General features: G+C 52.2%; 12 protein-coding genes. 7 read left to right on the forward strand and 5 right to left on the reverse strand.

Translation table 11 applies throughout. The features are described 5' to 3' along the window. Positions 1-12 precede the first annotated feature (12 nt). Together IPQ00_15915 and IPQ00_15920 are read left to right on the forward strand one after the other, a co-directional pair. The gene (locus IPQ00_15915) at positions 13-1,158 is read left to right on the forward strand and encodes a saccharopine dehydrogenase NADP-binding domain-containing protein (protein MBL0242051.1); all 1,146 of its coding nucleotides are present in this window, start codon (positions 13-15) and stop codon (positions 1,156-1,158) included. A 449-nt stretch (positions 1,159-1,607) separates the two neighbouring features. Further along, a complete protein-coding gene (locus IPQ00_15920; GenBank protein ID MBL0242052.1) occupies positions 1,608-2,003 on the forward strand; it encodes a heme-binding protein in 396 nt (131 codons plus the stop codon). A 162-nt stretch (positions 2,004-2,165) separates the two neighbouring features. Here IPQ00_15920 and IPQ00_15925 read toward each other — a convergent pair whose 3' ends face one another. The 4 genes from IPQ00_15925 to IPQ00_15940 all read right to left on the reverse strand — a co-directional run bounded on the left by IPQ00_15925 (position 2,166) and on the right by IPQ00_15940 (position 5,644). Further along, positions 2,166-2,714 carry a carbonic anhydrase gene (locus tag IPQ00_15925; protein ID MBL0242053.1) on the reverse strand — a complete coding sequence of 183 codons (549 nt, stop codon included), beginning with the start codon at positions 2,712-2,714 and terminating at the stop codon, positions 2,166-2,168. Positions 2,715-2,812: 98 nt separating this feature from the next. Further along, positions 2,813-4,273: an NADP-dependent isocitrate dehydrogenase gene (locus tag IPQ00_15930; GenBank protein ID MBL0242054.1), complete on the reverse strand. Its 1,461-nt coding sequence runs from the start codon at positions 4,271-4,273 to the stop codon at positions 2,813-2,815. Positions 4,274-4,432: 159 nt separating this feature from the next. Beyond that, entirely contained in the window at positions 4,433-4,840 is a 408-nt protein-coding gene (locus IPQ00_15935) for a helix-turn-helix transcriptional regulator (GenBank protein ID MBL0242055.1), read from the reverse strand. A 207-nt stretch (positions 4,841-5,047) separates the two neighbouring features. Then, positions 5,048-5,644: an RNA polymerase sigma factor gene (locus IPQ00_15940; protein ID MBL0242056.1), complete on the reverse strand. Its 597-nt coding sequence runs from the start codon at positions 5,642-5,644 to the stop codon at positions 5,048-5,050. Positions 5,645-6,007: 363 nt separating this feature from the next. Here IPQ00_15940 and IPQ00_15945 point away from each other — a divergent pair, with 363 nt between their 5' ends. Beyond that, a complete protein-coding gene (locus tag IPQ00_15945; GenBank protein ID MBL0242057.1) occupies positions 6,008-6,778 on the forward strand; it encodes a hypothetical protein in 771 nt (256 codons plus the stop codon). Here IPQ00_15945 and IPQ00_15950 read toward each other — a convergent pair. Next, positions 6,775-7,899 (reverse strand): aminotransferase class V-fold PLP-dependent enzyme, encoded by a 1,125-nt coding sequence (locus IPQ00_15950; GenBank protein ID MBL0242058.1) that lies wholly within the window; start codon positions 7,897-7,899, stop codon positions 6,775-6,777. The two genes, IPQ00_15945 and IPQ00_15950, sit on opposite strands and share 4 nt — an antisense overlap. A gap of 103 nt (positions 7,900-8,002) precedes the next feature. Here IPQ00_15950 and IPQ00_15955 point away from each other — a divergent pair, with 103 nt between their 5' ends. The 4 genes from IPQ00_15955 (at position 8,003) to IPQ00_15970 (ending at position 12,453) form a co-directional block, all read left to right on the forward strand. Then, entirely contained in the window at positions 8,003-8,632 is a 630-nt protein-coding gene (locus IPQ00_15955; GenBank protein MBL0242059.1) for an SOS response-associated peptidase, read from the forward strand. A 100-nt stretch (positions 8,633-8,732) separates the two neighbouring features. Further along, the gene (locus IPQ00_15960; GenBank protein MBL0242060.1) at positions 8,733-9,062 is read left to right on the forward strand and encodes a YegP family protein; all 330 of its coding nucleotides are present in this window, start codon (positions 8,733-8,735) and stop codon (positions 9,060-9,062) included. 68 nt (positions 9,063-9,130) lie between these two features. Continuing rightward, a complete protein-coding gene (locus tag IPQ00_15965; protein ID MBL0242061.1) occupies positions 9,131-10,312 on the forward strand; it encodes a DUF1343 domain-containing protein in 1,182 nt (393 codons plus the stop codon). A 323-nt stretch (positions 10,313-10,635) separates the two neighbouring features. After that, complete coding sequence (locus IPQ00_15970) at positions 10,636-12,453, forward strand: hypothetical protein (GenBank protein ID MBL0242062.1); 1,818 nt, start codon at positions 10,636-10,638, stop codon at positions 12,451-12,453. Positions 12,454-12,476: the final 23 nt, after the last annotated feature.

Here is a 12,476-nt window from a genome sequence, read left to right on the forward strand (position 1 = left end):
AACTAAACTGATATGAAAATCTTAATACTCGGCGCCGGACGAATGGGACACGGCGCCGTTTTTGATCTAATAAACAATTCGCCGGACGTCGAGAGCGTCACGGTTGCCGATTTTGATCTGAAAAAGGCCGACGCGGTCGCCGACGCGGTCGATCCCGCACGCGTCACGCCGCATCACATCGACGCCTCAAACGAATCCGACGTCGCTCGTTTGATGGCCGGCCACGACTCCGTGATATCGTGCGTCAATTATTGGTACAACGTTTCGCTTTCGAGGGCGGCGATCGCCACCGGAGCTAACTTTTGCGATCTCGGCGGCAATAACTACATCGTCGACGAACAGCTTGCTCTTGATGCGGCCGCCAAGGCCGCCGGCGTCAATGTCATTCCTGATTGCGGCCTGGCTCCCGGAATGGTGTCAATACTTGCGATGCACGGTGCGGCGAGATTTGACTCGGTCGACGAGATCCACATTCGCGTCGGCGGACTGCCGCAGAACGCGCAACCGCCACTAAATTACCAACTTGTCTTTTCGGTCGAAGGCCTGATCAACGAATACATCGAGTCGGCGCGCGTCATACGCGACGGCAAGATCGTCGAGGTCGAGTCGATGACTGAACTCGAAAGTCTCTCATTCGACGGCTTTCCGCCGCTCGAGGCTTTTCAAACGTCCGGCGGCACATCGACACTGCCCGATACATTTCTCGGCAAGATTAGGGAACTCGACTATAAAACAATCCGCTACGCCGGGCACTGCGATAAATTTAAGACAATGATCGACCTCGGCCTCTGCTCGAGCGACGAGATCGTCGCCGATTTTGTCAGCACAACGCCGCGAAAGGTTTTCGCCGAGCTCCTGCAAAAACATCTTCCCGCCGATGGCCCGGACTACGTGCTTGTGCGGCTGGACTTTGCTGGTGCGAAAGACGGCGCACAACGGAAACTCCGCTACGATATCGTCGATAAACTCGACGAGAGCACCGGAATGAGCGCGATGATGCGAACCACCGCCTTCCCCGCCTCCATAATCGCCCAAATGATGGCCCGCGGTGATGTTTTATCGCGAGGAGCAACGCCGCAAGAGAAAGCGATCGACCCGGAAAAGTTCGTTTCAGAGCTTGAGAAACGAGACATCGTCATCTCAATTTCGGGCGCGTAAACGAAAACTGTCTGTGATTAAAAGGGTCATCATTTCTATTCTGTTCGGCCTAATATTCCCGATTTCGTACGGCTTCATCGCCGCAGGGCTTTTATATACTTTCCCCGGTACTTTCGCGGCCGATATGCAGCTTTATGGAGAACCGGCTCCAGGCCCAATTTTGGCTCCAATACTTGGCACCTTTTATTTATATTCCTGGATCAAGTTTCATCACTATTTCGGAATGGCGTCGATACTTGATACATTTTGGTTTAGGGTGTTTTTCTCGACCGTGCCCGTTTTCGCGTTCTATTGTCTAACTGCATTTGGAGTCCTGACAGTTGTCGGCTTTCCAAAACGCCGACAATTGAAATCAGTCAATTCTCAACTTCCACCTCCACCTCCAAAATTTGAACAAATATGAAAATATAGGATGATAATAATTAATATTTTAGGGATAATTGAGTTCTATGATCACACTAGAAGATGCACGAAGAATAATTGCGGCTGCTGAGAAAAAGGCAGTTGAGATCGGTCAGCCGATGAATATTGCGGTGGCGGATGCGGGCGGCAATCTTGTCGCACTCGTTCGAATGGACAATGCGTGGATGGGCAGTATTGATATTTCGATCAAGAAGGCCTGGACGTCACGAGCCTTCGATATTTCGACCAAAGACCTCGCCGAGCACAGTCAATCGGGCGATCAGTTTTTCGGTATCCACGCTTCGAACGGCGGTAAGGTAATGATCTTTGCGGGCGGAATTCCGCTCAAAAAGGACGGCAAGGTCGTCGGAGCTATCGGCGTATCAGGCGGAGGCGGCGACCAAGACCACGCCGTTGCCGAGGCCGGGGCAGCCGCTTACTGAACGAAATAACCGTTTGCCTCAGCGGGCGGCGAGAACTGCAGCAAGATTAACGACAGATGACGCAGATAAAAGAGATCTAATACTCTTATCTGCGTCATCATTGTTTACACAAACGCCTGTTCCCAAACACACCTCTCATTTCTGAGCGACCGTTGAGTTAATTTAACTGCGACCCGGCTTTCGATCGAGCCGAGCCAGAGCCCCATCGAATCTATCCTCGATATCCGTTACCGACGAAATTTTGAAGCCAAGATCTTTCGCTGCACCTGCTTCCGCGTCAAAGATCCATCCCCGGACAGTCAGAGATTGTCCGCGTTCCCAGGCTCCTATCACGCACGGCGATGAACACAGCCGGTGCACCTGTTCGATAACATTCAGTTCACACAACCTTGTAAATCGCCGTGAAGTGTCTCGGATACCGTCCAAGTGGAGTCGATATTTTTCGGCGACCCGGTCGATGATACGAAGCCAGTTTCCCGCTGCTCCGACGGGTCGATCGTTAAGTGCGGCCGCGATCGCAACGCAATCGTAGTGTCCACAGACAGTAATTTTCTCCACCTTTAGGAAGTTAACTGCCGTCTCCACCACCGAGATGCTGGATAAGTCCGAGAGATGAACAAGATTCCCAAGGTTCTTGTGCGACATTATCCTGTTCATCTTGATGCCCAGGATATCCGGTTCGGTCGTCGAACAGTCTGAGCATCCGATCATCAAATGGTCGATCGGCCTCCCCTCGAAGTGTTTGGAGTTCACCGGATGCCCTATTTGCGGAATTCCGCGATCTTTTTGCACGTGGAACATCTCCCGGCCTATTGGCCCTGGCCGAGCGAATATCCGAGCTCACCGTCGAACGTGCAAAGGTTTTCGAGTTTTATGAGCTCGAGCCCCAATGCGTCGATCCGGGTGAGCAACTCCACGATCTGAGCCGTGCTGACGTGAGTGCCCTTATTCACGGAATGAAAGCGGCAACGCCAATGATCGGTGCAGAAGGTCTCGGGCATTCCCTCGGGATAGACTTTGACGCCGCGATTTGTGATCATCTGCAGCTGGAGGCCCTGCGTGTCCGCACGTTTCAGTATCTCGCCAAGTTCACTCGGCAGTCCGCCGCTCCACTCAAGGAATATGTCGACACCGACAGTCTCTTTGCGAATCGTCCTAAGGTTTGTGGACGGAACGTAGGCCGTAGATATCGTTTCGGCTGATTCGGGATATTCGGCCACTTTCAGTTTTTCCGGTAGTTGACCAAGCCGCTCGATAACCGCGGCCGCAAACTCACGTGTTCCGACCGCCTCGGTGCTGATACCTTCCTTATAGACGTCGGGTGTGTGAATACCTTCCTCGATCGTTCGGAGCCACGCGTTGTGTACCTTTTCGGCAACGTCGCGCTGTCCGATGTGAGCGAGCATCATGATCGCACCGTGTATAAGTCCGGAGGGATTGGCAATGTTCTGGCCGGCAATATCCGGAGCTGAACCGTGGATCGCCTCAAACATGGCAACGTGTTCGCCGATATTCGCTGAGCCTGCGAGGCCTACCGAACCCGCGATCTGGGCCGCGACGTCGGAGAGGATATCGCCGTAAAGGTTCGGCATTACAACGACGTCAAATTTTTCAGGCGTATCGGCGAGTTTTGCAGCACCGATATCGACGATCCAGTGCTCATTCTCTATTTTCGGATATTCAGCCGCGATCTCGTCGAAGACCCGATGGAACAATCCATCTGTCATTTTCATAATGTTGTCCTTGGTAAAACATGACACTTTTTTACGGTTATTCTGCCGGGCATATTCAAACGCATACCGGACGATCTTTTCGCATCCCGGACGCGTAATGAGCTTTAGGCATTGGTAAACTTCGCGCGTTTGGCGGTGTTCGATACCGGCGTAGAGGTCCTCTTCATTCTCACGAACGATCACCATATCCATCACGGGATGCTTTGTATCCACGAATGGATGATAGGAAACGCAGGGCCGGACATTCGCATAAAGGCCGAGCGTCTTGCGAACCGTCACATTAAGTGATTTAAATCCGCCGCCCTGAGGCGTCGTGATGGGCGATTTCAAAAAGATCTTTGTCCGCCGCAGTGAGTCCCACGCCTCTCGCTCGATGCCGGAGGTGTTACCCGATAGATAGACGCTTTCGCCGATCGCGATCGTTTCGATGTCTAAGCGGGCACCCGCGGCCTGGATGATACTGAGCGTGGCGTCCATTATTTCCGGACCGATGCCGTCGCCGTAAGCTACTGTTATAGGTACATTTAGATTTTCCATTTATTTGTGATTTTCCTTTTTAATAATTCACGGACCTTCGACCGAAATAGCCGCCGTCGTCGTGGCCGCGGCACACATCTATCCTGCCGAAGATCTAACTGATCTTCGGAAATAGAAGTTTTTGGTGTATCTGGAAAATTTCTAACGAACGGTGCGGTTTTAACGCCGGCTGATCATAACCTCGGTCGCCTTGAAGAGGGCATACGCCTTCATCCCGACCTTAAGCCCCAACTCGTCGCAGCCCTGCCGGGTGATTATCGAAAGTATCCGTTGTCCTCCGACGTCCACGGCGACCTCGGCAAAGAAACCATCGATCCTGATGTCCGTCACAACGCCGACCAACTGATTCCTAACGCTGATCTGATCTGCCGAACGCCCCGGTTCCAAACGCGAAGTGCGTCGTGGTAGCGATTCGCCGAGTACTCGTTCCACTTCGCTCGTGGGTATTCGGTGATGTCCGCCCGGGGTTTTCATCGATTTGATCTTGCCGTCATATATCCATTTTTTGATCGTCGGATAGCTAACGCCCATTAACTCTGCCGCATCTTTCGGCTTTAGATTTTCCATAAATGAATTTATATGAATTACTATGATTAAATCAAATCAAAACAGACTATTTATATGATTCTATACGATAATATCTCGATTTGGAACGAATTTTAATTCGTTTTGGCACTATTTCAGGATTAAGAATAACGCGAAATCGTCTAGAATCGAAAACAAAAAAGGCTTCCCATTGCTGAGAAGCCGTTTTCGGGGTAAATTCGCAAAAAGTTATGCGTTGAGTCCGACCAGACGCGGATTGGCTTTCTTTTTGAGCAGTTTCTGCAGTTTTAGTCGGGCTTTGTGCAACTGCGATTTTGATGTGCCGACCGAGCATCCGAGAATGCGGGCGACCTCTTCGTGTTCGAAGCCCTCGACGTCGTGCAGAACAAATACATTCTTGTATCCGGTCGGCAGTTGGGCGATCGCGTTTTCGAGTGCGATCTTATCGACGATCTGCATCTTCATCGGGTTTGTGCTGCCGGTGACGATCTGATCGGGTGTTTCGCCCTCTTCGGTTGTCTTTTCAAACTTCACGTTTCGCTTGCGAAAGTGCATCAGCACCTGGTTGACCGTCATACGGTGAAGCCACGTGGTAAAGGCCGAGTCGCCGCGAAAACTACCGATCTTACGATAGAGCTGTATAAAAACGTCCTGTGTCAGATCTTCTGCCTCAGAGGCGTTCTGCAGCATCCGCAGACAGATCGAATAGACCCGGCGGTGATGCCGCGTGTAGACCTCCTCAAAGGCCCCCATATCGCCCTTGCCTGCCAACTGAGTAAGCTGGAAATCGGTGGCGGTCTTAAGATCTCCGACGGCTGAATCCATCGGAAAATTCACAATATCTGTTTCAACACCTTGCTCGCTATGAAAAACCGGAAAATTTAACGTATTTGTAGTCATTGTATTTCCCCCCTCGTCGAGTACTACTTCAATTGCCGTGCCAAACCCTAGAGACTTCAATATATTGTCCGTCACATTTTCACAAAAATACTTTAGGGCCAATGTTTACGGACATATTTAATCTTTCGCCGTTCATCAAAGAATAGATTCGGAATCTCGTTTACCAACGAGTGCGTCATATCGTATACGATTTGGTGCGCTAGTGTTCCCGTTTGGTTTCCGAGGTAAAACGGCGAGGTTAATGCTAGAATCTTTATTCCGCGTTCGGCACCGGCGGAGAGGTTATTGATGAAATTCAGGTTTTTGCTCAGTAGTATTTTATTGACGGTCGTGATCGCCTTTGCTGCCGCAAGCGGCGGTCTAGCCCAGTCACCCGTGGCGACACCGATCAAAAGCCAGGAGGTCTCCGAGGGCGACGGTATCCCGGTTTTGATCAAGCACCTACCGGATTGGGAAAAGCTTCGTGACAAAACTACATTCACCAACGATACCGCAACGCTGAAAAAGGCTCTGGGCGAAAAACCGTTGGTCGACCTCATAGATCTAAAGGCGGGAGCCGAGGCCGTAACGGCACCGTATCCGGCGGGTACGCTACTGATCGTCGAATATACGACACCGCAGGTTTCGATCGAGGCCGACGGCCGATTTACCGCACGACTCGCTGACCTCGGCGATACCCAGACAGCGTACCGCCGTATCGGAAACTACAGCGTTTTTGTTTTTGACAGCTCGGACCCTGCGGCCGCCAACGCATTGATCGATGAGGTCAAGTACGAGAAAAATATCCAGTGGCTGGGTGATGATCCATTTTTGCTAAGACGTGCCGAGCGGGCATTTATCAATACAACCTCGGGCATTTTTACATCGACGGTCACAGTGATCCTGATCGGGATCGGGATCGCCATCACCGCCGGCCTGATCGTCGGCATCACCTATTTTATGCTCCGCGTCCGCCGCCGAGCCGAAATGAAGACCTTTACCGACGCCGGAGGTATGACCCGCCTCAACCTCGACGGCTACACGCCGGAGATTTTACCTGAACGGCTGTTGGGCGACTAAGGCATCGCTCCGAGTAGTCTCTCTATATCATTCTCATTATTATAGAAATGTGGAGCGATACGCAGGCGGTCGCCTCGCGGGCTGACGACGATATTTCTTTCCTGAAGTTCGGCCGCGACCTGGTTTGACGTAAGTCCGCCGCGATGCCGAACGCAGACGATCTGCGAGCGCTCACCGGGCAAACGTGAACTGACGATCTCGTAATCGCGGCCCGCAAGTCCGTCGCAGATCTGATCCGAAAGATTTGCAAGATGTTCTTCGATACGTTCGGCACCGGTCGAATGCAGCAACGTCAGGCTCTGTTCGAGTCCGTAGAACAACGACGATGGCCCGGTACCGCTTTCCCACGCAAGGGCGTTTGGTTTTAGAGGTTGCTCGCGGTCGGCGAAATCCCAGGGCGTTTCGACGCTGATCCATCCGATAAGCGTCGGCTTGATGCGTTCACGTGCCCGATCCGACAGATAGATAAATCCGCAGCCCTCAGGAGCACAGAGCCACTTATGGCTCGCTCCGCACGCAGCATCGACAAACTGGGCCGGCAGATCGAAAGGCATCGCACCGAGACCCTGGATGATGTCTACACAAAACAAAGCACCTACAGCACGGGCAGCACGGCCGACGCGTTCGAGGTCAGCCCGAAAGCCGGATGCAAACTGCACCGCACTAAGGGCGACGACCTTTGTGTCAGCGTCGATCAGCGAGATCAGTCGTTCAAGGTCGATGCGGCCATCGATCTCGTCAACGAGCCTGAGTTCGACACCGTAATCGTCACGCACGCGCCGCCACGGATAGAAGTTGGAAGGAAATTCGCCTGCAAAGCTAACGATATTATCGCCCGTCTGCCAGTCGATACCGGCGGCGATAGACGCAAAGCCATCAGACGTGTTTCGGACAAAGGCGACCTGTTCGGGCCGCACGCTTAGCATTTCGGCCAGGATAGCCCGCGAGCGATCCTTGGTCGCGACCCACGCCGGATAATGGAGCGAACCGTGTCCCGCGACGTCGTGCAACTGCGACGTGATCGCTTCGACGGCGGTCGTCGGCATCGGCGAGACCGCCGCACTATTAAGGTAAGCATAACTCTCGAGTATCGGAAACAGTGATCTGATATCTTGGTTCATAAGCTTAGAAGTATCACTACGCCGGGCTGAAAAAACAAGTTTTGCTCTCCGACATTTCCGAATAGTTAAACTTAGGCCGGTTTTCGTGGCAAAATAGACGCATATGTGCGGACGAGCATCACAGCGCGGAAAGCGCGAGGATTTCAAAAATTACATTTACGAATTTGAACCGCAGGGCGATCTGTTTCGCGGCAATATCAAGCCGACCCAAAAGGTGAGCATCGTCATCAATGACCGCAACACGGTCAAGACAGTCGAGGCGCGATGGTGGTGTCAACTTGAGGGTGCCAAGGAATGGAGTACTAAATACGCGACATTTAACGCCAATATCGAACGGCTCGAATCGAGTCCGATGTGGCGAAATCTGCTCAAGAGCAAACGCTGCATAATGCCGGTCACAAGCTTTTATGAATGGCCGGAAAAGGGAAAGCCGCCGCTCGAGATCTTTGCCAACGGCGGCCATCCTTTTGCTCTCGCCGGACTTTGGTCGACGTGGTTCGATGGTGGCGTCCGGCGTGAGTCATTTGCCGTAATTACGACCGCGGCGAATGATTTTATGTCGGCGTATCACCGGGCGATGCCGGTAATACTTGAGAGCAAAGATATACAGAAACTCTGGCTGCTAGAGGGCGGAATGGACATTTTGCGCGGCTTTGAATGTCATCTGACCGGCAAGCCATTAACTGACAAGATCGAAAACGTATATCCGGACCGATCGGACGGCCTTGCTTGATTCAATTTTCATATAGCTTGTGCTATGCTCAAGGCGTTCAAACAGTGGTATCGATCTGTGAAAACAATAAGTTTGACTATTACATCGGAGGAGTACTTAAATGGCAGGTAAATTTGAATTAAAAGTATCGAGCAATGGTAAATATCATTTCAATCTAAAGGCCGGGAACGGACAGATCATACTTTCAAGCGAGATGTATGAATCAAAAGCTTCGGCCGTGAACGGCATCGCTTCGGTTCAGAAAAACGCCGGTGATGACGCCCGCTTTGAACGCAAAGAATCAACGAATGGCAAGCCGTACTTCAATCTGAAGTCAACGAACGGTCAGGTGATCGGCAAGAGCGAGATGTATGAGTCCGTCGCGTCGATGGAGAACGGCATCGAGTCGGTCAAAAAGAATGGACCGGAAGGCGTTACCGTTGAAGTTTAATTTTTCGATCGAATGACCTCGATCAGGATAGCCCTTGCCGCAAGCTTGGGCTATTATTTTGTCTAATTATGAGCAAACAGAGAACCCGTCTCGGCGTCGAACGCCTACTTAACGAAGAGATTGACCTAATCCGCGGCAAGCGCATCGGTCTGGTGTGCAATCAAGCGTCGGTGATGCCGGACACATTTGCCCACGCGGCGGACGTTTTTGGCGAACGCACCGAATTTGACCTGACTACGCTCTTTGGCCCGCAGCACGGTATCCGCGGCGACGTTCAGGACAATATGATAGAGACGCCGCACACAACGGACGAACGCACCGGCAAACCGGTATATTCGCTCTACAGCGAGACACGCGAACCCACAGCGGAGATGGTCGATAACATTGACGCCTTTGTCATCGATCTGCAGGACGTCGGTTGCCGCATCTATACATTTGTCTACACGATGGCAAATTGTATGCGGGCGGCTAAGCAATTCGGCAAAAAGGTGATCGTATGCGACCGCCCCAATCCGATCAACGGCAACGCGATCGAGGGCAATATCACCGAACACGGGTTCAAATCATTTGTCGGACAATTTGAGATCCCGACGCGGCACGGGATGACGATCGGCGAACTCGCAAAGATGTTCAACGAGCATTTTGGCATCGGATGTGACCTCACGGTCGTGGAGATGACGGGATGGTCGCGCGAAATGTGGGGCGATGAGACCGGATTGCCCTGGATACTGCCGAGTCCGAATATACCGACGGTTGATAGCTGTGTCGTTTTTCCGGCGACGGTTCACGTCGAGGGCACCGAACTCAGCGAAGGCCGCGGCACGACCAAGCCATTTGAGATCAACGGTGCGCCCTACATCGACCCGTATGCGTGGGTCGCCGAGCTTGAAAAATTCGGATTCGATGGCGTGAAGTTTCGCCACGTTTTTTTTCGCCCGACCTTTCAGAAATGCGCCGAGCAACTCTGCGGCGGCGTCCAGATCCACGTCACCGACCGCGAGGCATTTACGCCTGTGATCGTCGGCATCGCAATGCTAAAGACCGCCTACGATATGTACCCGGAGCATTTCGAGTGGAAAAAAGACCCGTACGAATACGTCTATGACATCAACCCGATCGACGTCGTCTGCGGTACGGACAAGATCCGCAAGCAGTTCGAGGCCGGTGTTTCATTGAGAGAGATCGAGGCGGGATGGGCCGAGGGCGAGGCGGAATTTGCAGAGGCGAGAAAGCCGTATTTATTGTATTAGGCTACTCGTCCGGAGTCATTGATTGCATTGCACGGGCCTGCGATCGAGGCCAAGCGACCGCATTTTGATAGACCAGGTCCGCCCGAAACGTATTGTAATTAATTGGTAATATTCAGGTTTTCCCCATATTTGAGCTGGTTTTAGCTCAAATTGGTTATGGCAATTAGGTTATTCTTAATTGCCGTTTCGTTGCGCAAACCGGACTTGAGGTCGCGTTTCGCATCGACTACGGGATCAGACCGATCCGGTCATACAGTGCGGATGCGGTTTTGGGGGGATCAATGCAGCAAGTCAATAATCAACACACATTTCACATTCCGGTAATGGGAACGGGATTTACCATCGACACGCCGGTAAAGGTCGCTCATTTAGGGATCTCTTCGGTCATCTCACTGGTGGACGATATCCTCGCCGAGCGAATGAGAGAGTTTTACTGCCGAAAGCTCGAGATCCCATACGTTGCTATCACAGACAAGAATAGCGACGACCCGCGTGCGCAACGCATCACTGCGTATCTCGATCTTGTGGATAAGATGGTGCGAGAAAAGTTTGCGTTGATGAAGCAGTCGTTTCGGGAAACCGGCGAAGAGGTTCAAAAATACCTCGATATGCTTCCCGAATTCTCGGCCATCAAGGAACAGTTTCGGCAATTTGCCGCGAGCCATAACATTCGCGAGGACATCGCCGCCTGGATCGACGCACACCTCCGTCCGGGCAGTATCGACGTGAATATTATGACGAAGCTCGACAAGGATAATTACCGCGGGCGTCAGAAGCTTCCAAATGAATTCAACGACGCGCACGCAGCGCTTCGCGGCTACGCACAGAGTTCACTGAGTTCGGCGATCGTCTTTTCGGCCGGCATCAATCCGCGGCTTTATGGTTACATCGAGACCTTCGACGATTTTTATCCCGACGCCGACGGCGAGATCAAAAAGAAGATAATTTTGAAAGTGAGCGATTACCGCTCAGCTATTATCCAGGGACGATTTTTGGCGAAAAAAGGCTTGTGGGTTTCGGAGTATCGTATCGAATCCGGCCTGAACTGCGGCGGCCACGCATTTGCCACAGACGGCAATCTGCTCGGGCCCGTGCTTGAGGAATTTAGAACTCATCGGCAGGATCTGATCCAGACAACGCATAAGATCGTGGTCGAAGCGTTAAAGAACAAGAATCGACCCGTGCCATCGTCGCCGTTGCCGATCAAGATCACGGCCCAGGGCGGTGTCGGCACGGCCGAAGAACATCAGTTCTTGCTCGACCATTACGGACTGGATTCGGTCGGGTGGGGTACGCCTTTCCTTCTGGTGCCGGAAGCAACCAATGTTGACGCGCCGTCAATGCAGCTATTGTGCGACGCCAAGGAAAAGGATCTCTACCTCAGCAAAACGTCGCCGCTCGGGGTGCCGTTCAACACTCTACGAGGGAATACAAAAGACGTCGAGAAACAGAAATTTATCGATCGCGGACGCCCCGGCAGTTCGTGCCCCAGAAAGTTGGTTCAGCTCAACACCGAATTTACCGAGCGTGCAATCTGCAGTGCGTCGCGGCAATATCAGAACATTAGGATCAAGATGCTTGACCAGAGCGGCGCCGACCCACAGCAACGCCAACAGGAATTTGATTCGATAACAGACAAGTCGTGCATTTGCGTGGGGCTCGGGACATCGGCATTGTTGGTCAATGACCTCGATACCAAAGTCGAAGGCACCGGCGTTTCGATCTGTCCGGGGCCGGGCATCGCTTATTTTGACAAGGTCGTGTCCTTAAAAGAGATGGTCGATCATATTTACGGTCGGACGAATTCGGTCGGTAGAGCCAAGCGTCCGAGCATTTTCGTAAAGGAACTACAACTATATGTCGATTATCTCAAGTCAAAGACCGCTGAGACCCAGTCACCGATCACGGACAAGCAGATGAAATACTTTCGTGAGTTTCAACACAACTTAAACGAAGGCATCGAATACTATAAAGGCCTGTTTTCAGAGTACGCGGCGAAATTAGCGGTTTTGCCGAAAGACGTTCTCAGGGAATTGGAACAGATGAGGGACGAACTGCAGGGATTATCGATCATAGGCGGCCTGCCCGCTTATCACTCGCCCTCATTTGCAACGGCGACGTCAACATCAGTTTCCGCGTGACTGCACCGGGGCACGATCGTCCT

The organism is Chloracidobacterium sp. (genome assembly GCA_016720705.1).
Classification (GTDB): domain Bacteria; phylum Acidobacteriota; class Blastocatellia; order Pyrinomonadales; family Pyrinomonadaceae; genus OLB17.

Bases quoted from the DNA above. Each gene is read 5' to 3' on its own strand.
- IPQ00_15930 (MBL0242054.1), bottom strand. From the start codon at position 4,273: ATGGAAAATCTAAATGTACCTATAACAGTAGCTTACGGCGACGGCATC.
- IPQ00_15920 (MBL0242052.1), top strand. From the start codon at position 1,608: ATGATCACACTAGAAGATGCACGAAGAATAATTGCGGCTGCTGAGAAA.
- IPQ00_15940 (MBL0242056.1), bottom strand. From the start codon at position 5,644: ATGGATTCAGCCGTCGGAGATCTTAAGACCGCCACCGATTTCCAGCTT.
- IPQ00_15945 (MBL0242057.1), top strand. From the start codon at position 6,008: ATGAAATTCAGGTTTTTGCTCAGTAGTATTTTATTGACGGTCGTGATC.
- IPQ00_15965 (MBL0242061.1), top strand. From the start codon at position 9,131: ATGAGCAAACAGAGAACCCGTCTCGGCGTCGAACGCCTACTTAACGAA.
- IPQ00_15970 (MBL0242062.1), top strand. From the start codon at position 10,636: ATGGGAACGGGATTTACCATCGACACGCCGGTAAAGGTCGCTCATTTA.
- IPQ00_15925 (MBL0242053.1), bottom strand. From the start codon at position 2,714: ATGATCGGATGCTCAGACTGTTCGACGACCGAACCGGATATCCTGGGC.
- IPQ00_15950 (MBL0242058.1), bottom strand. From the start codon at position 7,899: ATGAACCAAGATATCAGATCACTGTTTCCGATACTCGAGAGTTATGCT.
- IPQ00_15935 (MBL0242055.1), bottom strand. From the start codon at position 4,840: ATGGAAAATCTAAAGCCGAAAGATGCGGCAGAGTTAATGGGCGTTAGC.
- IPQ00_15915 (MBL0242051.1), top strand. From the start codon at position 13: ATGAAAATCTTAATACTCGGCGCCGGACGAATGGGACACGGCGCCGTT.
- IPQ00_15960 (MBL0242060.1), top strand. From the start codon at position 8,733: ATGGCAGGTAAATTTGAATTAAAAGTATCGAGCAATGGTAAATATCAT.
- IPQ00_15955 (MBL0242059.1), top strand. From the start codon at position 8,003: ATGTGCGGACGAGCATCACAGCGCGGAAAGCGCGAGGATTTCAAAAAT.